Genomic DNA, 23,763 nt, shown 5'->3' with positions numbered 1-23,763 from the left:
GGCCGTGGGGCTTGCGGTGGCGGCGGTCGCGTTGACGGTCTTCGCGCTGTTCCGGCGGAGGCGCAGAGCAGGTAATGGCGGTCCGCACACAGGTCGCGAGCGAACTCCGGCGCGAACGTGCGGACGAAGGCGTACGCCCTCCGGGTCATCGACAGCCCCGCACAGCCCGATCCCAGGAGTCCGTCGCGCCGCCGGTCACGCCACCGTCTCCAGCAAGTCGGCGCGAAAGCGCCGGCTCACCGGCACTCCGGTCATCATCGGCCGAATCGCCTCGCTCAGTCGAGCGAAGGAGTCCGACCTCAGGTAGTCGGCGAACGACGCCTCGTCGTCCCACTCGTGGACCACGGCGACTGCGACGTCGTCCTCACGCGCGGCGTAGACCCGGAAGGCGATGTTGCCCGGCATGGCGCGTACCCGATGAGCCTCCCCGTCGAATCGGGCGAGGACAGCGGGCCGGTCGGTGGCGGCGGTCCTGAAGTCGAGGATCGCGATGAACACGGGGACCTCCTTGGCAAGGCGGCGACGGCCGCGGGTCGGATGGCCCCGATCCTCCGGCAGCACGCGCCCGGCCCGCCTCTGTCAGCCGGACGCGTTCACGCTCCCAGCGGACACGCCCGCTCTTCGCCCGGCCGGCGGGATCAACGCGCAGGACCCGTGTCCGCGGACGGTTCCGGTGGCGGGCCTCCTTGGTGCGCCAGGAGGCGGGTGATCCCGGTGCGGACGAACTCCCGGGCCAGTTCCGCGCGTCGGGCCGGCCAGCCGGCGGACCCGGACGGGTCCGCCAGGAGGTCCGTCCGGTACCTGCGTCGACGGATGTCGTCGACGACCTCCGCCGGCGCTCCCAGGGAGCGCAGTTCTTCGAGGGCTTCGCGCTTGGTGATCAACCGGCCGTCGCGCAGGGTCACCGATGCCCTCGCGAAGGTCAGCATCCCCAGGTCCACCCAGATGTCCTGGAGCCACAGCGCGGCCTTGGCGTCGCCCGTCACACGCAGCCAGTAGTCCGCCAACTCGGCACGGACGAAGCCGGCCAGCTCCTGGTCGCTCACCTCGGGCAGCAGGCCGCCCGGCGGCGGTCCGCTCAAGACCGCTGCTCCCAGGGCCAGTTCGCGTCGGCTCACAGGGGTGACCGGACGCTCGAACCACTCGCCCTGAGCCCAGGTCGGATGCGCCCGCGCCGGATCGGACTCCGCTCCCCTGGGCACGTAGGTGCAGTGCAGGGTCCGGGCAAGGGGGACCTCGGCGATCAAACGTCCATGGACGGACCGCAGTTCCTCCTGCTGCGCGTCGGTGGGCGCCGCGCCGACCAGCGCCACCAGATCGAGATCGCTGCGTCCCACCTGGTAGTCCCCCAGGGCCAGCGATCCGTGCGCCCAGAGGGCGACCAGGGGCACCACTGCTTCGACATCGGACCTGAAGCGTTCGAGCAGAGGCGTCACCTGCTCCAGGACCGGGTCCTCTTCGGTGGACAACGTGAAGGCCCCTTCCTCTGGCCGCCACCCGTCCAGGGCCGGCCGTTTCGCCCTCGCCATCACAGCAACCACCCTACCGATCAAGCCGATCGAGACCTCCCCCAAGGGACGCTCGCGCACTGCGGCGGTGGGGTCCTCGTAGGGAGCGGCCGGAGCGGAGGCAGGCCGTCCGTTTCCTGGTCGCCATCTCCCCGCCGGGCGAGGCGAATTACCCCGACATAGCACCGAACGCCCCTTTTCCCGAGGCGCACTTGGCGCGGTCTTTGCCGATCGTTGGCACGAACGGGTGCCTCCGCGTCAGTGATTGTCTGCACACTGTCAATCACTGGCGGCACGCTAACCCCACTGACCGCCGCCGGTTACACGCCTGCACCGCGAGATCCGCGAGAAGGAGCAGCATGTCGGCAACCAAGCGCTTCACCGCCGCAACAGCCGTCAGCGCGGCGGTCCTGTCCGCCCTGGCCACCGCCCCGGCCGTGGCGAGCGCCGCCCCCACGGTATTCCAGGCGCCGGTCGGCAGCCACCGTGTCATCGGCCCCGACGGCCGCATCGAGCACAGCACCAGCTCCAACTGGGCCGGCTACGCGGCCACCGGACGGACCTTCACCAGTGTCTCGTCCAGCTGGGTGCAGCCGGCGGTCAGCTGCTCCGGCTCGACGGCCTACTCGTCGTTCTGGATCGGCCTGGACGGCGACGGCAGCAACTCGGTGGAGCAGACCGGCAGCGAGGGCGACTGCTCGGGCGGCAGCCCCCAGTACTACGCCTGGTACGAGATGTACCCGGCGTACCCGGTGAACTACAGCAACACCGTGAAGGCGGGCGACCACTTCACCTCGACGGTCAGCGTCAGCGGGACCAAGTACACGCTCACGCTCTCCGACACCACCCAGGGATGGACGAAGACCACCACCAAGTCGCAGAGCGGCCTGTCCAACGCGTCCGCCGAGATCATCGCCGAGGCGCCGTCCAGCTCCACCGGCGTGCTCCCGCTGGCGAACTTCGGCACGGCGTCGTTCACCAACGCCACCGCCAACGGCCAGCCGATAGGCAGCTTCTCGCCCGACCAGATCAACATGGCCTCGGGCAGCACCACGAAGGCGACCACCTCGGCGCTGTCGTCGAGCGAGAACTTCACGGTGACCTGGAAGCACAGCTGACCGCGACGCCGTAGGGCCGCATCCGTGAGGACGGCGGCCGGCTGACCCCCTCGGCCCCGCCCGGACCTGCCCCGGGCGGGGCCGAGTGGCGCCCGAGCCGAGTGGCGCCGGGCCGAGTGGCGCCGGGCCGAGTGGCGCCGGGCCGAGTGACGGCAGGGGCGGGCGACGGCTGGGGCGGGTGGCCCCTGGGGCTGATGCGGCAGGGGTGGTTTCGGGACGTAACGGTCGGGTACCCGATGAAGCCAAGCCCCGGCCGGGGGCGCGGTGGACGTGCCGCGCGGCCCGGCGATCGACAAGGGAGGCCATCACCGCATGACGGACCAGGGAACCAACAAGGCCGGCTTCGCCCGTGACGACGAACTGAAGAGGGAGACGCAGGTCGCGCTGAAGGCGAACCGGGCAATGCAGGCCGGCGAGGAACTCGCCGAGCCCCAGCCCTCCGACCAGGACCCGACCCTCACCGCGCCCGCCCGCGCTGGCGCCGCACCGGCCGGGATGACGCCGCAGGGCGTCTACGTGCGCAGCGACCTGGCCAGGCATCTCGACCGCAGCGTCTACCCGGCCCGCCGCGGCGCCCTGCTCGGCGCGCTCCACCGCCACCAGGCACCGGACACGCTCGTCGACCGGGTGGCCGGCCTTCCCCCGGACGAGGTCTATCCGAACGTCCAGGCCGTCGTGCAGGCCCTGGGCTACGGGACCGAGGACCGCCGCGACTGAGCGGCCCGCCCGCCCCGCCACTCCCCCGGAATCAGGGCGCCTCTCCGGAAACGGGGTTCCCCTGCCGGGGACGAGGGCTCGCGCCCGCAAGATCGGCGCCCCCTCCACGGACCGGGGCTCCCGTCCGCGAGCGGGCCGCCCCTCCACCCCCGAGGGGCGCCGTCCCACCGGCGCATCCGGATCGCTGCATCGCTGGTGCCGTGGCCGGAAAGGTCTGCCTGGTTCGCGGTCTCCGGTGCGGTGCCGGGTGCCGCGAACCGGTGAACCTTTCCGGCCACGGCGCTAGATTCGCGGTGTGACTGGTGAGCCGGCCCCCGCCGCGGGGGCGCGTACGACATGCGAGGCCGTCCCTATGGCGGTACGGAACGGGGGCCGCGGAGACGTGGCCGAGGTGGTGCGGCTGCGGCGGGTGATGTTCGCGGCGATGACCGGGACCGACGCGCCCGGGCCGTGGGAGGCCGAGGCGCGACGGCTGCTGGCCGGGCAACTGGCCGTCCCGGACCCGGCGACCGGGGTGTTCGTGGTGGACGCCGACCAGGGTGCCGGGCTGGCCGCGTGCGCGGTGGGCACCGTCGAGCAGCGGCTGCCCTCGCCGTCGTCGCCCGCCGGCCGGTTCGGCTTCATCTTCAACGTGTGCACCGATCCGGAGTACCGCGGGCGCGGCTACGCCCGGGCGGTGACCGAGGCGCTGCTCGACTGGTTCGCGGCGAACGGCGTGACACGGGTGGACCTGCACGCCACGCCCGAAGCCGAGCACCTCTACCGGGAGTTGGGGTTCGCGGCCCACTCCACGGCGCTGTCGCTCGACGTCTCCGGCCGCGCCGGGGCCTGACCGGCGTCCGCCCCCGGCCGTACCGCCACGGATTCCTTCGCCGCCTCGGACTCCGGCGCGGCCTCGGACCCCGCCACCCTGCGGCCGGTCACCCTACGGCTCCGTCCGGCCGTGGTGTGCTGCCCGCGCTCCAGTGCGGCGGAGATCAGCGCCAGGACCAGCGCCCCGGCGGTGAGCGCCGCGCCGACCCAGTTCGCGGCGGTGTAGGAGTGGCCGGCCGAGATGACCAGGCCGCCCAGCCACGCGGCGAGCGCGTTGCCGAGGTTGAAGGCGCCGATGTTGAGCGCCGAGGCGAGGGTGGGCGCGCCGGACGCCTGGTCCAGCACCCGTTTCTGCAGCGGCGGCACCGTGGCGAAGCCGAGCGCGCCGATCAGGAAGACGGTCACCGCGGCGGCGGTCTTGTCGTGCGCGGTGACGGTGAACGCGGCCAGTACGACGCCGAGCGCGCCGAGCGCCGTGAACAGCATCGGCATCAGGTGCCGGTCGGCGAACCGGCCGCCGACCAGGTTGCCCGCGACCATGCCGAGCCCGAACAGCACCAGCAGCCAGGTCACCGAGCCGTCGGCGTACCCGGTGACGTCGGTCATCATCGGCGCGAGGTAGGTGATGGCGGCGAACACCCCGCCGAAGCCGAGCACCGTCATCGCCATGGCGAGCAGCACCTGCGGCTTGCGCAGCACCGCGACCTCGTGCCGCAGCCGCACCCCCTCGGGCCTGGGCAGGTCGGGGACGAGTTTCACCACGCCGAGCAGCCCGAGCACGCCGAGCCCGGCGACCAGCACGAACGTGATCCGCCAGCCCGCGCTCTGCCCGACGAAGGTGCCGAGCGGCACCCCGACGACGTTGGCGACCGTCAGCCCGGTGAACATCATGGCGATCGCGCCGGCCCGCTTGTGCGGGGCGACCAGTTCCGAGGCCACCACCGAGCCGATGCCGAAGAACGCGCCGTGCGCGAGGGAGGCGATCACCCGGCCGACGAGCATCACCGCGAGCACCGGCGCGACCGCGGAGACCAGGTTGCCGACCACGAACAGCCCCATCAGCAGGATCAGCATCCGTTTGCGGGAGACCTTCGTGCCGAGCGCGGTCATCAGCGGGGCGCCCGCGACGACACCGAGCGCGTACCCGGTGACGAGCAGGCCCGCGGTGGGCACGGAGACGCCGTAGTCGCCGGCGATCTGCGGGAGCAGGCCGACGACGACGAACTCGGTGGTGCCGATGCCGAAGGCCCCGATGGCGAGGGCCAGGAGCGCGAGGGGCATGGAAGGGCCTTTCGAAGGGGAGGCAGGGCGGCACGCCCCGCCGACTAGCAGGCATGCGCGGTTATCAGGCGCCCACAATACTTGCACGCGCTGGTTATCTGCAAGCGCGCTATGATGGTGGACATGACCGCCACCGACCCGGCACTGACCGCCCTGGCCGACAGCTGGTGCGCGCTGTCCTTGCTGCACGGCCGTATCGAGGCGCACATCGAGCGGGCCCTGCAGTCCGGCCACGGCCTGAGCGTGCGCGAGTTCTCGCTGCTCGACGTGCTCAGCCGGCAGCACGACGGCGACGGCGGCCACCTCCAGATGAAGCAGGTCGCCGACGCGGTGGTGCTCAGCCAGTCCGCGACCACCCGCCTGGTGACGCGGCTGGAGGAGCGCGGGCTGCTCTCCCGCTACCTGTGCCCGACCGACCGGCGCGGCATCTACACCGACGTCACCCCGGCCGGCCGCGACCTGCTCGCGGCGGCCCGCCCCACCAACAACGCGGCCCTGCGCGAAGCGCTCGACCATGCCGCGGCCGACCCGCAGCTCGCGCCGCTGGTCACCGCCGTGGAGGAGATCCGCCGCCCGACGGCGGTCCGACCCTGACCGTCGCGCCGCCCGCCGCGTAAGGCGCAGCGCATACGGCTCAGCTCGCGTACGGCGCAGCTTGCACACGGCCGACCCGCGCACGGCTCGACCCGCGTACGGCCCAGCCCGCGTAGGGCGCAGCCCCGGAAGCCGAACCGCCGGACGGCGCACCGCCGGAACCGCGAACGCCCCCGCACCGCGCCAACCGCGCCACGCCCTCCCGGCGTTCAGCTCGGCCGGCGCAGCCCCGCGATGAGGAACTCGACCAGCCGGCGGGTGTCGTAGCGGGGACCGCCGGCCCCCACGCACAGGCTCGCGACGCCGCGCAGCAGCTCGTAGGAGTCCACGTCGGGACGGATCTCGCCGGCGGCGGCCGCGGCGTCGAGGATCTCGGTGCACACCGGCAGGAGCCGGTCGAGGAAGTAGGCGTGCAGCGGGTCGAAGCAGGGGTCGTCGGACTGGAGCACGGCGGCGAGTCCGAGCTTGGTGACCAGGAAGTCGACGAAGAGGTCGATCCATCGGCCCAGCGCGGCGTGCGGGGTCGCGGCGGACTCCTGCAGGGCCGGGCCCGCGTCCGCGAGGGCCTCGACCTGGTGCCGGTACACGGCGACGATGAGGTCCGCCCGGGTCGGGAAGTGGCGGTAGATCGTGGCCGTGCCGACGCCGGCCTTCGCCGCGATGTCGCGCAGCGGCGCCTCGACGCCCGAGGTGACGAAGACCGCGGCGGCCGCGTCGAGCAGGTTCTCCTCGTTGCGCCGCGCGTCCGCCCGCTTGGGCCGGGCCGCCGCGCGCCCCGCGCCCTCGCCCTGGTCACCCTCGCCCATCGCGCCCACCCTCTCTCCGCTTACGGGGTTTGCTAACCGGGACAGCGTCCCGTATCGTCAATCGGGACGGCGTCCCGTTTATTCATGATGGCAGATCCGGGCGCCGGCGACCAACCCGGGCGCGCCGCCGACCGCACGTACGCCGTACGCGCCGGACCTGGCGGCACCCGCGCGCCCCGACACCGCGCGGCCGCCGCTCGCCCGTACGACCCGACCCCGCCGACCTGCCGACCCGAGGCACCCCGCCTCCCGCGGCCCCCGCCGGCGTCCACCGCATTCCGAGAGGAACCCCGCCATGACGCGCTCCGATCCCGACCCGACACATCCTGACCGGACGAAGACCGACCGGACGAAATCCGACCCGACGCACGCTGACCCGCCGCACGCTGACCCGACACGCAGCGACCTCACCCACCCGACGCCCACCGGGGCAGTCGGCGGCGCGCGCACCCCGCGGATCGTCTCGGTGAAGCCGATCGCGCTGGACGCGCCGGACCGCGGCGAGGACCTGCGGGTGCGGGTGACCGCGCCGGTGTCCGGGCGGGACCTGCCGGTCATCGTCTTCTCGCACGGTTTCGGCTCGTCGGCGGACGGCTACGGCCCGCTGACCGACTACTGGGCCGCGCACGGCTTCGTGGTGGTGCAACCCACCCACCTCGACTCGCGGACCGTGGGCCTTCCCGCCGACGATCCCCGTACCCCGCGGATATGGCGGCACCGGGTGGCCGACGTGAAGCGCGTCCTCGACCGGCTCGACCTGCTGGAAGCCGCCGTTCCCGGGCTCGGCGGGCGGGTCGACCGGAGCCGTGTCGCCGCGGCCGGGCACTCCTTCGGCGGCCAGACCGCGGGGAACCTGCTGGGGCTGCGCGTCCTCGATCCGGACAGCGGCACCGGCGAGGACCTGTCGGACCCGCGGGTGCGGGCGGGCGTGCTGCTCGCCACGGCCGGACGGGGCGGCGCCGACCTGTCGGCGTTCGCCGCGGAGAACTACCCCTTCATGAACGCGGACTTCACGCACATGGCGGCCCCGGCGCTCGTCGTCGCCGGGGACCGGGACGACTCCCCGATGACCGTCCGAGGACCGGACTGGCTCGCCGACCCGTACGTCCTGAGCCCGGGCGACAAGAGCCTGCTCACCCTGTTCGGTGCGGAGCACTCGCTCGGCGGCATCCCCGGCTACGAGGCCAGGGAGACCACGGACGAGCACCCCGGCCGGCTCGCCCTGATCCAGCGCGCCACCACCGCCTACTTCCGCCACACCCTCGGCCTCGACGACTCCGGCTGGACCGCGGTCCGCGAGGAACTGGCCGACGGCGCGAGCCCGTTGGGCCGCATCGAGTCCAAGTCGCCGTCCCGTCCCTGAAGGCCCCGGCCTCTTGCCTCCACTCCAAGGACCCGCCCCGCCCGGGCTTCAGCGGAGGGCGAGCATCATCGCGAAGTCCGCGACCGTGAGGGCGAAGAGCAGCAGCAGGTTGCGGGACTGGGTGCCCATCCCGCCGTAGCGGTCGTAGGGCGCGTACGGATGGTCGGGGTGGACCAGGATGGTCATGCCCGCGCCGACACCGCCGGGTGTGCCGTTGGGGTTGCACAACGCGGCCGTGTAGGAGCGGCCGTTGAGGCGGTAGCGGACGACCGGGGTGAGGAAGTACGTGTTCCGGTTGCCGACGGGGCTCGCGTCGTTGTCCACGACGTCGGCCTGGATTTCCACGCCCCGGCGGCGGACCCGGAGGAAGGCGGCCTCGTCTTTGACCGCCTTGACGGCGGCGCCGATTCCGACGACGAGGCCCGCCGTGGCGAGAACCGTGAAGAACATGACGCCATCCTGGCGGGAACCGGTCGGCGGACGCCAGGGTTCCGGCCCGCCGCGCACACCAACCCGCGCGGCGGGCCGGCCCGTTCAGGCCCGTTCGGTCCGTTCGGCCCGTTCGGCCCGCGGTCAGGAGGCGAAGCGGACCTCGGGCAGGCGCGGCGAGGGGCCGTCGAGCAGGCCGTGGTCAGCACGGTCGCTCAGGAAGCGGCCGAAGAACGCGGCGAGCAGCGTCCGGTCGGCGGTGACGGCGCGCCGGGTGGCGATCGTGCCGACGTTTTCGGTGAGGGTGGCGCGCGGCAGGTCGAGCCGGCGGGTGATCTGCGGCACCAGGACGACCGCGTCGGTGTACGTGCCGTGTGCGGCGCCGTGCAGCGTCAGCGCGCGGTGCCAGCCGTGGCTGTGCCGGACCAGCTCGCCCCAGCAGGGCACCGTGCCCGGGGTGTTGCCGTCCTTGCCGACCAGCAGGAAGGGCCGGTCCAGCCCGTCGGTGGTGAGGGTGGAGGGGAAGCCGTCCTGGTCGTCGTCCTGGACGTAGGAGGTGACGCCGTCGAAGTCGGCGGCCGCGTGGATACGCCGGTCGTCGTGCATGGCCTGGAGCGCGGTGAAGCCGCCCGCGGACTGGCCGAAGGCCCCGACCCGGGCGAAGTCCGCCACCGCGCGCAGCGGCGCCGGCAGCGCGCCGGGCAGCGCGTCGAGGACGAAGCGGACGTCCGAGACGCGCACCATGACGACCTTCTCCAGCAGCGCCGCGATCTTCACCGGGTCGGGGTGCTCGGGGTCGGGTACGGCCTTGGCGAACTCCGCGGGCAGCAGAGAGCGTTCGACCCGGCCGCCGGGGAACTCGACGGCGGAGGCGTCGTAGGTGTGGTCGACCATGACGACGACGTGGCCGCGCGAGGCGAGGTCGTCGCACAGCACGCTGCCCAGCGAGCGGGGGTCGCCGGCGCCCGGCGAGTAGAGCACGACCGGGTACGGCCCTGCCCCGGCCGGCGCGCCCTGGTGCGCGTGGGTGCGGGTGGCGGCCCAGTCCACCCGGTCCGCGGGGATGTCGGCGAGGCTGTTCAGCTCGGTCCAGCCGGCCGCCTCCCCGGGCAGCATCTGCGGGACGGCGGCGAACCCGCGGATCGCGCGCGCCGGGTAACGGACGCTCACCATCAGCTCGCGGTGCGGGCCGCCGGTCCACGGGTCCGGGCGTGAGGTGTCGACCAGCCGCAGCGCCAGGGTGCCGACCGGGTGGGGACCGCTCGGCGCGGGCAGCTTCAGCCGCAGCCGGCCGTCGGTCGCGCTCTCGTCGGCCGATCCGCCCGCACCCGCGGTGCCCGGCTCGGTTCGGGGCCCCGGCGCCGCCACCGCCCGCGCGGGGACGGCGAGCAGGACGGCGGCGGCCGACAGAACGGTGGCGCGGCGAGTGGGCACGGTGACTCCCTGATGTCGTACGGCTGTTGTGCGCGTGCGGGTCGTACAGATCGGTGCGGGTCGTACAGATCGGTGCGGGCACGTACAGATCGGTGCGGGTCCTACGGGTCGGCGCGGGTCCTGCCCGCGGCGCGGCTCCTCCCCCAGCTTCGCGCGGTGATCGCCGCCGCCCCATCCGGCAGGCCGGTACCTCGCCCGGGGGTTAACCCGAAGACGGACCACGGAGGGCGCCTGACGGAGCGGCAAGATCGGCGCGTCGCGGAGTGCGGCACACTGTCCGGTGGCGCCCCGCGATCCGCGCGGTCGCCGACGGCGGGTGCGGGACGGACGGAAGGCGGCGACGGCCGGCGATGAAGGTGATCCTCTTCGGTGCCTCGGGGATGGTCGGGCAGGGCGTCCTGCGGGAGTGCCTGCTCGACCCGGACGTGACGGAGGTGGTCGCGGTGGCCCGCAGCCCGCTGAAGCGCGCCGACCCGAAGCTGCGGCAGGTCTTCCACGACGACTTCACCGACTTCTCGGCGGTCGCCGGGGAACTGTCGGGCGCGGACGCCTGCTTCTACTGCCTGGGCGTGTCGGCGGCCGGGCACAGCCAGCAGGACTACACCCGGATCACCTACGACTGCACGCTCGCCGCCGCCCGTACGGTCGCGGCCGGCCGCCCGGAGCTGACCTTCACCTACGTCTCCGGCGAGGGCACCGACAGCACCGAGCAGGGCCGCTCGGGCTGGGCGCTGGTCAAGGGGCGCACCGAGAACGCGCTGCTGGCGATGGACATGCGGGCGTACATGTTCCGGCCCGGCTGGATTCAGCCGCTGCACGGCGAGCGGTCCCGCACCGGCTGGTACCGCGTGATGTACAAGGCGACGTCGTGGCTGTACCCGGTGCTGCGCCGGGTGGCGCCGAAGCACGTGACGACCACGCAGGCGCTCGGCCGGGCGATGCTGGCGGTGGCGCGGCTCGACGGGCAGGGGCCGCACGTGCTGCACAGCCCGGAGATCAACCGGCTCGGCGGCTGACCTGCCGCTCCGGGCGGTTTCGGCGCGCCCGGGCCCAGGGCCGCGGGCCGTTCGGCGAGCCGGGGGGACTTCGCCCGGAGCGGGCATGCCGACCGCCGGATGGGGGCACATGGTGCGCATGACGCAGATCGGCCTTCCGAGCAGAGTACGTGCCTGCCTCTTCGACCTCGACGGTGTGCTGACGCCGACGGCGCTGGTGCATGCCGCGGCCTGGAAGGAGATGTTCGACGCCTTCCTGCACGACCGGGACGGCGACGGTTTCCGGCCGTTCGACAGCACCACGGACTACGACACCTACGTCGACGGCCGGCCCCGCGCGGACGGGGTGCGGACCTTCCTCGCCTCGCGCGACATCGAGCTGCCCGAGGGCGACGACGACGACCCGCCGTCGGCGCTCACCGTGCACGGCCTCGGCAACCGCAAGAACGACCTGGTGCTGGAGAAGATCCGCACCGACGGCGTGACCGCGTACGAGGGTTCGGTGCGCTACGTGACGGCGGTACGCGCGGCGGGGCTGCGCACCGCGGTGGTGTCCTCCAGCGCGAACACCCGCGACGTGCTGGTCTCCGCGGGCATCGAGCACCTGATGGACGTGCGGGTGGACGGCGTGACCGCCAAGGACCAGGGGCTGCGCGGCAAGCCGAAGCCCGACACCTACCTGGCCGCGGCCAAACAGCTCGGCTTCGACCCCGGTCAGGCGGCGGTCTTCGAGGACGCGCTGGTCGGGATGGACGCCGGGCGGGAGGGCCGCTTCGGGTACGTGGTCGGCGTGGACCGGGTCGGACAGGCCGACGAGCTGCGCAAGCACGGCGCCGACACCGTGGTGAAGGATCTGGCCGACCTGATCGGGAGGAGTGCGTGATCACCGATCCCGCCTACGAGGTCGCGCCGTGGTCGCTGCGCGAGTGCGAACTGAACCTGGAACTGCTGCCGCAGAGCGAGTCGGTCTTCGCCCTGTCCAACGGCCACATCGGCTGGCGCGGCAACCTCGACGAGGGCGAGCCGAACGGCCTGCCGGGGTCGTACCTCAACGGCCTGCACGAGCTGCACCCGCTGCCGTACGCGGAGGCCGGTTTCGGCTACCCGGAGTCCGGCCAGACCGTCATCAACGTCACCAACGGCAAGCTGATCCGGCTGCTGGTGGACGACGAGCCGTTCGACCTGCGGTACGGCACCACCCGCGCGCACGTGCGCGAGCTGGACATGCGGGCCGGGGTGCTGCGCCGCGAGTGCGTGTGGGTGTCGCCGGCCGGGCGCGCGGTGCGGGTGCGCTCGGTGCGGATGATCTCCTTCCGGCAGCGCGCGGTGGCGGCGATCTCCTACGAGGTGGAGCCGCTGGACGAGCAGGTGCGGGTGGTGGTGCAGTCGGAGCTGGCGGCCAACGAGGAGATCCCGCGGGCCACCGGCGACCCGCGGGTGGCGGCGGCGCTGGAGTCGCCGCTGGTCTCCGAGGAGCACTTCGCCGGCGGCACCCGGCTGGGGCTGATCCACTCCACCACCCGCAGCGAGCTGCGGGTCGCGGCGGCCGCCGACCACCGGGTGGACGGGCCGCGGGCCACCACCCAGATCTCCTCGGAGTCCGGGGACGACATCAGCCGGCTGACCGTCACCGCCGTGCTGGAGAAGGGCGAGCGGCTGCGGCTGGAGAAGTTCGTCGCCTACGGCTGGTCGGCGACGCGTTCGCTGCCCGCGCTGCGCGACCAGGCCGACGCGGCGCTGGTGGGCGCGCGCGACACCGGCTGGCAGGGCCTGCTGGACCAGCAGCGCGAGTACCTGGACGACTTCTGGGAGCGGGCCGACGTCGAGGTCGACGGCGACACCGAGATCCAGCAGGCGGTCCGCTTCGCGCTGTTCCACGTGCTGCAGACCGCCGCCCGCGCCGAGCAGCGGGCGATCCCCGCCAAGGGCCTGACCGGCTCCGGCTACGACGGGCACACGTTCTGGGACGCGGAGACGTTCGTGCTGCCGCTGCTGACGTTCACCGCGCCGCAGGCCGCCTCCGAGGTGCTGCGGTGGCGGCACAACACGCTGCCCGCCGCGCGCGAGCGGGCCGCCCAACTCGGCCTGGCCGGCGCCACGTTCCCCTGGCGCACCATCAACGGCGACGAGGCGTCCAGCTACTGGCCGGCCGGCACCGCCGCCTTCCATGTGAACGCGGACATCGCCGACGCGGTGGTGCGCTACGTCGCCACCACCGGCGACGACGAGTTCGAGGCCGAGACCGGGCTGGAAATCCTCACGGAGACCGCCCGGCTGTGGCGGTCGCTCGGCCACCACGACCACTCGGGCGCCTTCCACATCGACGGCGTGACCGGGCCCGACGAGTACAGCGCGGTCTGCGACGACAACGTGTACACCAACCTGATGGCGCAGGCGAACCTGGTGGCCGCCGCCGACGCCGCCGAGCGCCATCCGCGGCACGCCGCCGCGCTGGAGATCACCGACGAGGAGACCGCCGCCTGGCGGGACGCGGCCTCGGCGATGACGGTGCCCTTCGACGAGGACCTGCGGGTGCACGAGCAGTCCGCCGGCTTCACCCGGCACCAGCGCTGGGACTTCGAGAGCGCCGACCCCGATCGCTACCCGCTGCTGCTGCACTACCCGTACTTCGACCTGTACCGCAAGCAGGTGGTCAAGCAGGCCGACCTGGTGCTGGCGATGTACCTGCGCGGGGACGCCTTCACCGCCGAGGAGAAGGCGCGCGGCTTCGCCTACTACGAGCCGCTGACGGTGCGGGACTCGTCGCTGTCGGCGTACTGCCAGTCGGTGATCGCGGCGGAGGTCGGGCACCTCCAGCTCGCCTACGACTACCTGGGCGAGTCGGCGATGATGGACCTGGAGGACCTGGAGAACAACGCCCGCGACGGCCTGCACATCGCGGCGCTGGCGGGCACCTGGACGGCGCTGGTGGCCGGGTTCGGCGGGATGCGGCTCTTCAACGGGGACTCGATCCGGTTCGCGCCGCGGCTGCCGGACGCGCTCAGCAGGATCGCCTTCCGGCTGGACTTCCGCGGCCGGCGGCTGCGGGTGGAGGTGAAGCGGACCTCGGCGACGTACTGCCTCGCCGACGGCGCGCCGATCGAGATCCTGCACTACGAGAAGCCGTTCACGCTCACCACCGAGCGGCCGGTGGTGCAGGACCTGCCGGGGATCACCCACCGCGAGCCGCCGAGGCAGCCGCCGGGGCGCGCGCCGAGGCGCCGCAAGCAGGCGCCGGGGCCGCAGAAGTAGGGGCCGCCAGCAGGTGCCGGGGCCGCAGAAGTCGAGGCCGCCAGCAGGTACCAGGGCCGCTGACCGCTGAGGTGGCGGCCTCGGCGGGCAAGGGTGGGGGCCGGGCATACCCGGTCCCCACCCGCTGTCACAGCCAGCCGCGCCGCTTGAAGAGCCGGTAGAGCACCAGGACGACCGTGACCATCAGCGCCAGCACCGCCGGATAGCCCCAGACCTGGCGCAGTTCCGGCATGTGGTGGAAGTTCATCCCGTAGATCCCGGCGATCATCGTGGGCACCGCGGCCATGGCCGCCCAGGCGGAGATCTTGCGCATGTCGTCGTTCTGCCGCACGCCGACCTGGGTGAGGTGCGCGGCGAGGATGTCGGACAGCAGCCGGTCCAGGGACTCCCCGGCGTCGGCGACCCGGGTGAGGTGGTCGGCGACGTCGCGGAAGAACGGCTGGGTGCGCCGAGGGGTGTACGGCATCCCGCCGGCGGCCATCCGCGCCATCGGCTCGGCGAGCGGGCCGCTGGCCCGCCGGAACTCCATCACCTGCCGCTTGAACTCGTAGATCGTCGCGGCGATGTGTGCCGAGTCGCCGCCGATCGGCGCGAACACCTTCTCCTCCAGCTCCTCCAGGTCCACCTGGAGCTCCACGGCGACCTCGAGGTAGTCGTCCACGACGCTGTCGCAGATCGCGTAGAGCACCGCGACCGGGCCGTGCTTGAGCACCGACGGCCTGTCCTCCAGCCCGGCGCGCACCTCGGCGGCCGTGGCGGCCTCGCCGTGCCGGATGGTCACCACGAACGCGTCGCCGATGAAGACCATCAGCTCGCCGGCGCTGACCGTGCCGCTGTCGTCGTGGTAGCGCAGCGGCCGCACCACGGCGAACAGCGCGTCGGGGTAGATCTCCAGCTTGGGCCGCTGATGGGCCTTGAGCACGTCCTCGACCGCCAGCGGGTGCAGCCCGAACTCCGCGGCGATGCCGGCGAACTCGGCCTCGGTCGGGTCGTGCACGCCGACCCACACGAAGGAGTCGCCCTGCGCGCGGGCCTGGTCCAGCGCGTCGGACAGGTCGTCCGGGGTATGGGTGCGGCGGCCGTCCTGGTAGATGGCGCAGTCGACGATCACGTGCACATTCCTTCCTCGGCGGCCCGCGGATCTATCACCCACGGGCCGGTCGGCGAGTGCCGGACCGCCGTGGGGGCGGGGCGCCGCACTGCCGTGGGGGCGGTCGGCCGGGGCCCGTCGCCGTGGACGCTCACCGGTCGGTGGCCGCAACGGCGGTGCCGCCGGGCGGGTGCGGGCGGGCCACCATCCCGGGAAGGGCGACCGCGCCGCTCCCGTCGCGCGAGCCTGGGCCGGTGTCCGCCGCGGCCTCGCCGTCCGTGCCGTCCGCGGTGCCCGTGCCGCCCGTGCCGTCCGTGCCGTCCGTACCGCCGCCTGCGGACGTCTTCGCGGCGGCGGCCCGGGCCGCCCTGGCCCGCGCGTGCTCGACGTTGAAGTGGGCGCCGATCATCAGCGCCAGGTTGGAGAACCACAGCCAGACCAGGAAGATCACCGTGCCGGCCAGCGGCCCGTAGAGGCGGTTGTACGTCCCCATGTGCGCGGTGTAGGCGGCGAATCCGGCCGAGCCGGACAGCCACAGCCCCACCGCGAGGGCGCCGCCGGGCGCCATCGCGCGCAGCGACCGGGTGCCGCGCGGGCCGGTGCGGAAGAGCACCAGGACCAGCGCGGCGGCCACCGCCAGCAGCAGCGGCCAGCGCAGGCCGCGCCACGCCGCCTGCGCGGGCCCGCTCATGTGCAGCACCGACCCGGTACGGTGCGCGATCGCGCCGGTGACCACCAGGCAGACCGCGCTCGCCACCAGCAGCACCAGCAGCGTCAGGGAGGTCAGCACGACCCGGGGGCCGGTGCGCCAGGCCGGCCGCCGCTCGTCGGAGCCGTACATGGTGTGCAGGGCGCGCCGGAAGACCGCCGCGTAGCTGGACGCCGACCACATGGCGCCCAGGCCGCCTCCTATCGCCAGCGACAGGGTCGCGCGGTGGTCGTGCGCCATGTCCTGGAGCGCCGACGCCACCACGGGCCGCGACTCGGCGGGCAGCAGCGTGGTGACGCCCGCGGCCAGGCTGCTCTCCGAGGGCCCGCCGGCCATGCCCAGCAGCGACACCGTCATCAGCAGCGCGGGGAAGAGCGCGAGCACCGCGTAGTAGGTCAGGGCCGCGGCGCGCTCGGTGACGTCCTTGTCCCATGAGGCGGCCAGCGCCCGGACCAGGGTGCGGCCGAACCTCCACACGGCGCGGGTGCGGCGCAGGCCGGCGCGGGGTGCCGCCGTCGCGGACGGCGCGGACCGCTTGGACGGCTTGGACGGCTTGGGCCGCTTGGCGCGCGTGCCCCGCCCGGGTCGCCCGGTCTCCGGCTCGGCCGCCCGCTCGGTCGGCCCGGCCCGGCCCGCCGTGCCCCTGCTTCTCGCCACAGTGCTCCTTCCGCCACGCCACGCTCCGTGTGCCGGTCGTGTGCCCGGCGGCGGCGCTTTCATGGCGGGCGGCGGCGGGCGGTGGCGGGCCCCACGGGCGGACCTTGCCGGTGAGGGGCGCCCGTGCGCGTCTCCGGTGGGCCGCACCCGCGGGCCGCGCGCGTCGGAACGTCACCGAACCGCCGTCTCCCACGCCTTCCGGTGCCGTGGCGGCGATGACAGACTCTGCGGGTGCGCGACTACGACATACTGGTCATAGGTTCCGGTCCCGGCGGGCAGAAGGCGGCGATCGCCGCGGCCAAACTCGGCAGACGGGCGGCGATCGTGGACCGCCCGCAGACGCTGGGCGGGGTGTCCCTGCACACCGGCACCATCCCGTCCAAGACGCTCCGCGAGGCGGTGCTCTACCTCACCGGCCTCAACCAGCGGGACATGTACGGGCAGAGCTACCGGCTCAAGGACGACATCACCATCGGCGACCTGACCTCCAGGACCGAGCACGTGGTCGGCCGCGAGGTCGACGTGATCCGCAGCCAGCTCAGCCGCAACCAGGTGCCGCTGCTGCCCGGCACCGGCCGCTTCCTCGACGAGCACACCGTCGCCGTCACCGACGCCGCCGGCCGCGAGCGGGCGGTGACCGCGGACTTCGTGGTGGTCGCCACCGGCACCCGCCCGGCCCGCCCGGCGAGCGTGGAGTTCGACGACCGCACCGTGCTGGACTCCGACAGCGTGCTGAGCATGGAGCGGGTGCCGCGCTCGATGGTGATCGTGGGCGCCGGGGTGATCGGCATGGAGTACGCCTCGATGTTCGCCGCCCTCGGCAGCAAGGTCACGGTGGTCGAACAGCGCGACGGCATGCTGGACTTCTGCGATGCCGAGGTGGTCGAGGCGCTCAAGTACCACCTGCGGGACCTCGCGGTGACCTTCCGTTTCGGCGAGACCGTCGCGGCCGTGGAGCGGCACGAGCACGGCACGCTCACGGTGCTCGCCAGCGGCAAGAAGATCGCCGCGGACGCGGTGATGTACTCCGCGGGCCGGCAGGGCCTGACCGACGGACTCGGCCTGGAGCGGGCCGGGTTGAGCGCGGACAAGCGCGGCCGGATCTCGGTGGACGAGCACTACCGGACCGCGGTGCCGCACATCTACGCCGTCGGCGACGTGATCGGCTTCCCGGCGCTCGCCGCGACCTCGATGGAACAGGGCCGCACCGCCGCCTACCACGCCTTCGACGAGCCGGTGCACGGCATGCCCGACCTCCAGCCGATCGGCATCTACACCATTCCCGAGATCAGCTTCATCGGCCGTACCGAGGACCAACTCACCGACGCGGCCGTCCCGTTCGAGGTCGGGGTGTCCCGCTACCGCGAGCTGGCCCGGGGCCAGATCATCGGCGACGCGCACGGCATGCTGAAGCTGCTGGTCTCCCCCACCGACCGCAAGCTCCTGGGCGTGCACTGCTTCGGCACCGGCGCCACCGAACTCATCCACATCGGCAGCGCGGTGATGGGCTGCGGCGGCACCGTCGACTACCTGGTGGACGCTGTCTTCAACTACCCGACATTGGCTGAGAGTTACAAGGTCGCGGCGCTCGACGTCACCAACAAGATCCGGCAGATCGACCGGCTGGGCGACTGAGCCGCCGACCGCCCCACCGCCCGCCGGCCGTTTGCAAGGCGGCCGTACCCGGGATAACCGGGTGCGGCCGCGCCAGGCCGCTTCATAGGGTGCGGGCATGGACTGGCACGCCTGGCACGACGCCTACACGTCCCCCGACTCCGCCCTGACCGCGCGGCTGCGCACCGTCACCGAGCGGATCAGGGCCGCCCTGGACGCCGCTCCGCCGGGCCCGTTCCGGGTGGTGAGCGTCTGCGCCGGGCAGGGCCTGGACCTCCTCGGCGCCCTCGCGGACCACCCGCGCCGCGCCGACGTCTCGGCCCGGCTGGTCGAACTCGACCCGCGCAACACCGCCGCCGCACGGGAGGCCGCCGCCGCACTCGGCCTGCACGACATCGAGGTGGTCACCGGCGACGCCTCCCTCACCGACTCCTACGCCGGCGCCGTGCCCGCCCAACTCGTCCTTTTCGTCGGCGTGTTCGGCAACATCACCGCCGCCGACATCGAGCGCACCACCGGCTTCCTCGACGGCCTCTGCGCCCCCGGCGGCTCCGTCATCTGGACCCGCAACCGCAGGGAGCCCGACCTCTTCCCCCGCATCTGCGACTGGCTGGAGCAGCGCGGCTTCGAACGGACCTGGACCTCCGCGCCGGAGATCCGGCAGGGCGTCGGCGTGCACCACTTCACCAGCGAGCCCCGCGAACTCCCCACGGGCGAGCGGATGTTCACCTTCGTCGGCTACGACGTCCTGTCCGGCAGGTGACCGGCAACCGGGTGCGGGACAGCTCGCGACGAGGACGAACCGCCCGGCACGCAAAAGGAGTTGGCGGCCGACCGGCCGCTCCGGATAATCCACCTGGCCGGGGGACGGGAGGCGCCGTGCCGGGCACCACGGCCGGGGGGACGACATGGACGTGTTCGCGTGCGGGCGCTGCGGCGCCGTACTGACTGCGCCCGTGGCAGAGGTCGCCCTTCCCGTCCGGGCCCATCAGACCTACGGCCACGACATGCTCCCGGCGCTGATGGAGCCGGGAACGTACGCGGTGGACCCGGAGCCCTCCGGACTGCCCTGGCGGCGGTGGGAGGAGATCGGCGCGGAGGCGGCCGAGGCCCGCGGCGTCTACGCACCGGTGCACGCCCTGTCCTACGGGCCGCCCGGGGGAATCGTGCTGGCGCCGGGCGACACCCGGGGCACCGTGTTCATCCCCGGACGGTTGGACGGCTACTGCCTGGGGATCGACGGTCGGGACGGTCTCAACCTGGCCTGCGCCCGCTGCGGGAGCTTCGTGGCCACCCGCGTCGACGACTGCGCGTGCTGGCAGACCGTGCGGCTCTCCCCGCGCGCGGTGCACCGCCTGCCCGCCGGCGGCCCGGCTCAACTACCCGCGGACTGGAGCGTGGTGACGGACAGGCGGCGCGACGAGGGGCGCGACACCCCGCCGGTCGACCAGCTCGGCGCGTGGAGCCCGCACTGGGAGGCGGCGGCCGGCGCGGCACTCGCCCACCTGCTCGCGGCGTCGGCCGGCGCGCCGCTGGTGCTCCCCCGCGGCCTGGTCACGGACCTGTTCGGCCCGACCCTCGACCGGTTGCTCGCCGCGGCGCCGCCCCGGCCACCGGGCCCGGCCGCGCCCCGGCGGGTGGTGGTGGCAGGACCGGAACTGCCACCACCCGAGCGCGGCGACTCCCTCGCGCTGGTGCCGCGCCACCCGCACACGGGCAGGACCTGGCAGCCGCCGGAACCGGTGGCCGCCGTGCCGCTGGAAGTTGACGTGTGGGCCCAACTGGCCTTCCCCCGCGAGCGGCTGGCCGTCCCGGTCACCGGTGGGCTGCCGGCCGGAGTCCTCCGCGACGACCCGCCGCCGCTCCATCCGCACCGCCGCTTCGAGCCGGACCGGAGGGTGTTCCTCCACACGCTGGCCCGGCTGCCCGCGGTCCGCCGGCCCGGACTCCGTGCGATCTACGACCACGCGCGGTTCACCCCGTACGGTCCCGTGGTGTAGCACCAGGGCGGCGGGGCAACGGACTTCGGCGGAAGGTCGGCGGGAGGTCGGCCGCGAGTGCCGCGGACCGCCCGGGGAGCGAGACGCGATGGAGACCGAAACGTTGCGCTGCCGCCCTCTGGGCGGACGACCATGCACGTATGGGTCATCCGGCGGGGGCGGTCCCGGGCGCACGTGCTCCGGGCCGCGGATGTGCGACCACCTTCGTGGTCGCGTTGGGACTGGTGTGCGCGCTGCTCGGCTACATGTGGTGGGATTTCGACCACCGCTTCCACCGGCCGCCGCCCGACGTCGCCGCCTTCGCCCGGGCCGACGCCACCCGGACGGCGGGCGCGAGCGCGGCGCGGGCCGACAACGCGCTGCTGAAGAAGCTGAGTTCGGCCGTACCCTGGGCGGTCCCGCTCGGCACGTCGGTGGCGGACTCGTGCACGTCGGTCAACCAGGGTTCGTTCGGCGGGGACCGCTGGTCGCCGATCTCCTGCACCCGGTCCACCGTGCTGTACGCCGCGTTCGACGGCGAACTCCACACCCGCCTGCACCAGTTGGACACCGCGATCGACACGCAGGGCTGGGCCGGCACCCCGTCGGGAGGGCCGCCCGGCACGCTGACGGCGATGGCCACCTGGATGGGACAGGTCGGCGGCGACCCGCCGTCGGGGACCGCGACGCCGAGCCCGTCGGCCTCCGCGCCGAAGCAGATCGCCCTGTTCGTGCGGTACGACCGCCGGTCGAACGGCACGCTCGACACCGCCGCCCAACGCGCCCAGCCGCGCCTCCAGGTGGGCGTCGCCGGACGCCCCTACTCGCCCTTCGCCAGCACCGGCGACAACCAGGCGCTGGACGGACCGCCGACGCGGCTGGCGAGCGAAGGCACCGTCTACCGGGCCTGGCATCCGCTCTCCACCGACGCGGTGGCCCGGTCCGCGTACGTCAGCCACCACTACGTCGTCGCCTTCTCGATCACTTCCGCCTACATCGCCGAGACCGTCCCCACCACCCCTCCGTACCGGCCGCCGACCGGCAACGGCGTACCGCCCTGCTACAGCGGCAGCCACTGCCCCTGAGGCGAAGCCGCGCCGCCCCACCACCCGCGCGGCCCTCCGCCAATCCACCCTGCACACAACGCAGTTGACCCGCTCGGACGTCGTGAGCATTGACACGGGCGGCGCACCGGGCCAAATATGGGAGCGCTCCCACATACCGTACCGGCAGACCCGCACGCCCCCCACGTCCCGCCTCCCGAAGGTGAGAACCCCGTGCCTGTCCTCGTCCGCAGACACCTGTCCACCGCGCCCTGGCGGCGCCGGCTCGCCGCGATGGCGTCGGCCACCGCGCTCGGCGCCGCGCTCCTGGCCGGCGGCGCCACGGCCGGTGCCGCCACCTCCGCGGCCACCGGCACGGCCGGCTCCCCCGACCCCGCGGCCTCCTCCCCCGTCGACGTGACCGTGAACGCCGACGAAGGGTTCGGCACCATCCCCGGCACCGCGTACGGGCTCAACAGCGCGGTGTGGGACGACCAGATGAACGTCCCCCAGGTGCAGGACCTGCTCCAGGCCGCGAACGTCGGGATGCTGCGCTATCCCGGCGGCTCCTACGGCGACATGTACCACTGGCAGGACAACTCCGCGCCGGGCGGATACGTGGCGCCGGGCACGGACTTCGACGCGTTCATGGGCACCGTGAAGAAGATCGGCGCGCAGCCGATGCTGATCGCGAACTACGGCTCGGGCACCCCGCAGGAGGCGGCGGACTGGGTGAAGTACGCCAACGTCACCAAGGGGTACGGCGACAAGTACTGGGAGGTCGGCAACGAGGTCTACGGCAACGGGCATTACGGCTCCGGCTGGGAGACCGACGACCACGCCGACACCTCGCCGACGGCGTACGCGGACAGCGTGGCCCAGTACGCGTCGGCGATGAAGGCGGTGGACCCGTCGGTGAAGGTCGGCGCGGTGCTGACGCTGCCGGGCAACTGGCCGGACGGCGTGATGGCCGCCGGGGAGAGCGCGGACTGGAACCACACGGTGATCCCGCTCATCGCCGGCCACGCCGACTTCGTGATCGTGCACTGGTACCCGGGCGGTTCCGACGCCGCCACGATGCTCGGCGAACCGACCCAGCTGACCGGTGAACTGGCCCAGCTGAAGGACCAGTTGGACCAGGCCGGGGCGGGCGCACTGCCGATCGCGCTGACCGAGGTGAACTCCGACGTCGACGAGGACACCCAGCCGGACGCCCTGTTCGGCGCCGACACCTATCTGACCGCCCTGGAGAGCGGGGTGTTCACGGTGGACTGGTGGGACACCCACAACGGCCCGCAGGCGATCAGCACCGCGCCCGACGGCGCGACGGACTTCGACGACTACGGCATCCTGTCCAGCGGCACCTGCGTCGGGGACGTGTGCGAGCCCGCGCTCAACACGCCGTTCCCGACCTACTACGCGATCAAGATGCTCAGCGAACTCGGGCGGCCCGGCGACCAGTTGGTGGGCGCGGGCACCACGAGCGCGCTGGTGTCCGCGCACGCCGTGCACCGCGCGGACGGCTCGCTGAGCGTGCTGCTCATCAACAAGGACCCGTCGAACTCCCAGCACGTCGCCCTCCACTACGCCGGGTTCACCCCGGACCCGGCGTCCGCGAGCGTCGCGCTCTACCGCGACGAGGCCGACTCCATCGACACCTCGACCACCGGCGACCCGAACTCCGCGACGCTGCCGCCGTATTCGGTCACCACGCTGACGCTGCGCGCCGCCGCCGGCAGCGCGTCGGCGCTGTCCGCACCGGGCGCCCCGAAGGTGACGGCGGCCGGCTCCACCACGGCCACCGTCTCCTGGACCCCCTCGGCGGGCGGGACCGCCGACCGGTACGAGGTCTACCGCTCCGACGGCGCCACCAGCGAGCTCCTGGCCACCTCCACCGGCACCTCCGCCACCGTGGCCAACCTGACGCCCGGCACCACCTCCACCTGGAACGTGCTCGCCCGGGACGCCGCCGGGCGGCTGTCACGGCCCTCGGACCCGGTGACGGTACGCACCGGGACCCCGGCGGACTCGACCTGCCGGGTGTCGTACCGGCTCACCGGCGGCTGGGGCAACGGCTTCAACGCGGACGTCAACGTCACGAACACCGGACCCGCACCGATCACCGGGTGGACGCTGGCGTTCACCTTCCCGAGTGGCGCGGACGAGTCGGTCACCGGGTTCTGGAACGCCGAGCTGAGCCAGTCCGGGCGTACGGTGGTGGCCACACCGGTGGACTGGAACGCCACGCTCGCCGCGAACGGCGGCAACTCGGCGGACTTCGGGTTCACCGGGGCGAACAGCGGCGCGTATCCGCCGCCTACCGTCTTCACCTTGAACGGCACGGTCTGCACGACCACCTGA

20 protein-coding genes and 1 pseudogene are annotated in these 23,763 nt (G+C 73.4%); 13 read left to right on the top strand and 8 right to left on the bottom strand.

Going from position 1 to position 23,763, the window contains the following annotated elements; translation table 11 throughout:
- Positions 1-195: 195 nt before the first annotated feature.
- A complete protein-coding gene (locus AB0399_RS17015; protein ID WP_366411833.1) occupies positions 196-498 on the bottom strand; it encodes an antibiotic biosynthesis monooxygenase in 303 nt (100 codons plus the stop codon).
- A gap of 140 nt (positions 499-638) precedes the next feature.
- Positions 639-1,469 carry a hypothetical protein gene (locus AB0399_RS17010; RefSeq protein WP_366411832.1) on the bottom strand — a complete coding sequence of 277 codons (831 nt, stop codon included), beginning with the start codon at positions 1,467-1,469 and terminating at the stop codon, positions 639-641.
- 398 nt (positions 1,470-1,867) lie between these two features.
- Between AB0399_RS17010 and AB0399_RS17005 the strand changes: the two genes are divergently transcribed.
- The 3 genes from AB0399_RS17005 to AB0399_RS16995 all read left to right on the top strand — a co-directional run bounded on the left by AB0399_RS17005 (position 1,868) and on the right by AB0399_RS16995 (position 4,175).
- The gene (locus AB0399_RS17005; RefSeq protein ID WP_329361456.1) at positions 1,868-2,626 is read left to right on the top strand and encodes a G1 family glutamic endopeptidase; all 759 of its coding nucleotides are present in this window, start codon (positions 1,868-1,870) and stop codon (positions 2,624-2,626) included.
- Positions 2,627-2,938: 312 nt separating this feature from the next.
- Positions 2,939-3,343 (top strand): DUF2795 domain-containing protein, encoded by a 405-nt coding sequence (locus AB0399_RS17000; RefSeq protein ID WP_366411831.1) that lies wholly within the window; start codon positions 2,939-2,941, stop codon positions 3,341-3,343.
- 352 nt (positions 3,344-3,695) lie between these two features.
- On the top strand, positions 3,696-4,175 hold the full coding sequence (locus AB0399_RS16995) for a GNAT family N-acetyltransferase (RefSeq protein ID WP_329361459.1): 480 nt from the start codon (positions 3,696-3,698) through the stop codon (positions 4,173-4,175).
- 125 nt (positions 4,176-4,300) lie between these two features.
- Here the strand turns inward: AB0399_RS16995 and AB0399_RS16990 are convergent.
- Positions 4,301-5,437 (bottom strand): annotated as a pseudogene (locus AB0399_RS16990) (MFS transporter); the annotation flags it as partial.
- A 123-nt stretch (positions 5,438-5,560) separates the two neighbouring features.
- Between AB0399_RS16990 and AB0399_RS16985 the strand changes: the two are divergent.
- Positions 5,561-6,031 carry a MarR family transcriptional regulator gene (locus AB0399_RS16985; RefSeq protein WP_328473314.1) on the top strand — a complete coding sequence of 157 codons (471 nt, stop codon included), beginning with the start codon at positions 5,561-5,563 and terminating at the stop codon, positions 6,029-6,031.
- A 209-nt stretch (positions 6,032-6,240) separates the two neighbouring features.
- Here AB0399_RS16985 and AB0399_RS16980 read toward each other — a convergent pair whose 3' ends face one another.
- Positions 6,241-6,837 carry a TetR/AcrR family transcriptional regulator gene (locus AB0399_RS16980; protein ID WP_366411830.1) on the bottom strand — a complete coding sequence of 199 codons (597 nt, stop codon included), beginning with the start codon at positions 6,835-6,837 and terminating at the stop codon, positions 6,241-6,243.
- 295 nt (positions 6,838-7,132) lie between these two features.
- Between AB0399_RS16980 and AB0399_RS16975 the strand changes: the two genes are divergently transcribed.
- The gene (locus tag AB0399_RS16975; protein ID WP_366411829.1) at positions 7,133-8,200 is read left to right on the top strand and encodes a chlorophyllase; all 1,068 of its coding nucleotides are present in this window, start codon (positions 7,133-7,135) and stop codon (positions 8,198-8,200) included.
- A 48-nt stretch (positions 8,201-8,248) separates the two neighbouring features.
- Here AB0399_RS16975 and AB0399_RS16970 read toward each other — a convergent pair whose 3' ends face one another.
- Positions 8,249-8,650 (bottom strand): DUF3592 domain-containing protein, encoded by a 402-nt coding sequence (locus tag AB0399_RS16970; protein ID WP_329361465.1) that lies wholly within the window; start codon positions 8,648-8,650, stop codon positions 8,249-8,251.
- A 123-nt stretch (positions 8,651-8,773) separates the two neighbouring features.
- Complete coding sequence (locus AB0399_RS16965; RefSeq protein ID WP_366411828.1) at positions 8,774-10,063, bottom strand: hydrolase; 1,290 nt, start codon at positions 10,061-10,063, stop codon at positions 8,774-8,776.
- 350 nt (positions 10,064-10,413) lie between these two features.
- Between AB0399_RS16965 and AB0399_RS16960 the strand changes: the two genes are divergently transcribed.
- From AB0399_RS16960 to AB0399_RS16950, 3 genes are all read left to right on the top strand, one after another.
- Positions 10,414-11,079 (top strand): NAD(P)H-binding protein, encoded by a 666-nt coding sequence (locus AB0399_RS16960; protein WP_329361469.1) that lies wholly within the window; start codon positions 10,414-10,416, stop codon positions 11,077-11,079.
- A gap of 118 nt (positions 11,080-11,197) precedes the next feature.
- Positions 11,198-11,941: a beta-phosphoglucomutase family hydrolase gene (locus AB0399_RS16955; protein ID WP_329373601.1), complete on the top strand. Its 744-nt coding sequence runs from the start codon at positions 11,198-11,200 to the stop codon at positions 11,939-11,941.
- The gene (locus tag AB0399_RS16950; RefSeq protein ID WP_366411827.1) at positions 11,938-14,310 is read left to right on the top strand and encodes a glycosyl hydrolase family 65 protein; all 2,373 of its coding nucleotides are present in this window, start codon (positions 11,938-11,940) and stop codon (positions 14,308-14,310) included. The genes AB0399_RS16955 and AB0399_RS16950 overlap by 4 nt, the downstream gene beginning before the upstream one ends.
- A gap of 127 nt (positions 14,311-14,437) precedes the next feature.
- On the opposite strand, the gene AB0399_RS16945 is transcribed toward AB0399_RS16950, so the two are convergent.
- Together AB0399_RS16945 and AB0399_RS16940 are read right to left on the bottom strand one after the other, a co-directional pair.
- Positions 14,438-15,421 (bottom strand): magnesium and cobalt transport protein CorA, encoded by a 984-nt coding sequence (locus tag AB0399_RS16945; protein WP_366411826.1) that lies wholly within the window; start codon positions 15,419-15,421, stop codon positions 14,438-14,440.
- Positions 15,422-15,551: 130 nt separating this feature from the next.
- Complete coding sequence (locus AB0399_RS16940; RefSeq protein WP_366411825.1) at positions 15,552-16,766, bottom strand: YihY/virulence factor BrkB family protein; 1,215 nt, start codon at positions 16,764-16,766, stop codon at positions 15,552-15,554.
- Between the two features lie 231 nt (positions 16,767-16,997).
- On the opposite strand from AB0399_RS16940, the gene sthA reads away from it, so the two are divergent.
- From sthA to AB0399_RS16915, 5 genes are all read left to right on the top strand, one after another.
- A complete protein-coding gene (sthA, locus tag AB0399_RS16935) occupies positions 16,998-18,401 on the top strand; it encodes a Si-specific NAD(P)(+) transhydrogenase (RefSeq protein WP_328473296.1) in 1,404 nt (467 codons plus the stop codon).
- A 97-nt stretch (positions 18,402-18,498) separates the two neighbouring features.
- Positions 18,499-19,143, top strand: coding sequence for an SAM-dependent methyltransferase (locus tag AB0399_RS16930; protein ID WP_366411824.1), 645 nt, complete (start codon positions 18,499-18,501; stop codon positions 19,141-19,143).
- A gap of 193 nt (positions 19,144-19,336) precedes the next feature.
- The gene (locus tag AB0399_RS16925; RefSeq protein ID WP_366411823.1) at positions 19,337-20,380 is read left to right on the top strand and encodes a hypothetical protein; all 1,044 of its coding nucleotides are present in this window, start codon (positions 19,337-19,339) and stop codon (positions 20,378-20,380) included.
- A gap of 206 nt (positions 20,381-20,586) precedes the next feature.
- On the top strand, positions 20,587-21,444 hold the full coding sequence (locus AB0399_RS16920) for a hypothetical protein (RefSeq protein WP_366411822.1): 858 nt from the start codon (positions 20,587-20,589) through the stop codon (positions 21,442-21,444).
- 192 nt (positions 21,445-21,636) lie between these two features.
- On the top strand, positions 21,637-23,763 hold the full coding sequence (locus AB0399_RS16915; protein WP_366411821.1) for a cellulose binding domain-containing protein: 2,127 nt from the start codon (positions 21,637-21,639) through the stop codon (positions 23,761-23,763).

It is taken from the genome of Streptomyces sp. NPDC088194, assembly GCF_040702025.1.
In the GTDB taxonomy this organism is placed as follows: domain Bacteria; phylum Actinomycetota; class Actinomycetes; order Streptomycetales; family Streptomycetaceae; genus Actinacidiphila.
The sequence above is the reverse complement of the archived record's forward strand: the minus strand, read 5'-3'. Positions and strand labels throughout refer to the sequence as shown.

Excerpts from the sequence above, each read along its gene's own strand:
- AB0399_RS17005 (WP_329361456.1), top strand. The coding sequence starts at position 1,868 with ATGTCGGCAACCAAGCGCTTCACCGCCGCAACAGCCGTCAGCGCGGCG.
- AB0399_RS17000 (WP_366411831.1), top strand. The coding sequence starts at position 2,939 with ATGACGGACCAGGGAACCAACAAGGCCGGCTTCGCCCGTGACGACGAA.
- AB0399_RS16995 (WP_329361459.1), top strand. The coding sequence starts at position 3,696 with ATGGCGGTACGGAACGGGGGCCGCGGAGACGTGGCCGAGGTGGTGCGG.
- AB0399_RS16985 (WP_328473314.1), top strand. The coding sequence starts at position 5,561 with ATGACCGCCACCGACCCGGCACTGACCGCCCTGGCCGACAGCTGGTGC.
- AB0399_RS16980 (WP_366411830.1), bottom strand. The coding sequence starts at position 6,837 with ATGGGCGAGGGTGACCAGGGCGAGGGCGCGGGGCGCGCGGCGGCCCGG.
- AB0399_RS16975 (WP_366411829.1), top strand. The coding sequence starts at position 7,133 with ATGACGCGCTCCGATCCCGACCCGACACATCCTGACCGGACGAAGACC.
- AB0399_RS16970 (WP_329361465.1), bottom strand. The coding sequence starts at position 8,650 with ATGTTCTTCACGGTTCTCGCCACGGCGGGCCTCGTCGTCGGAATCGGC.
- AB0399_RS16960 (WP_329361469.1), top strand. The coding sequence starts at position 10,414 with ATGAAGGTGATCCTCTTCGGTGCCTCGGGGATGGTCGGGCAGGGCGTC.
- AB0399_RS16955 (WP_329373601.1), top strand. The coding sequence starts at position 11,198 with ATGACGCAGATCGGCCTTCCGAGCAGAGTACGTGCCTGCCTCTTCGAC.
- AB0399_RS16930 (WP_366411824.1), top strand. The coding sequence starts at position 18,499 with ATGGACTGGCACGCCTGGCACGACGCCTACACGTCCCCCGACTCCGCC.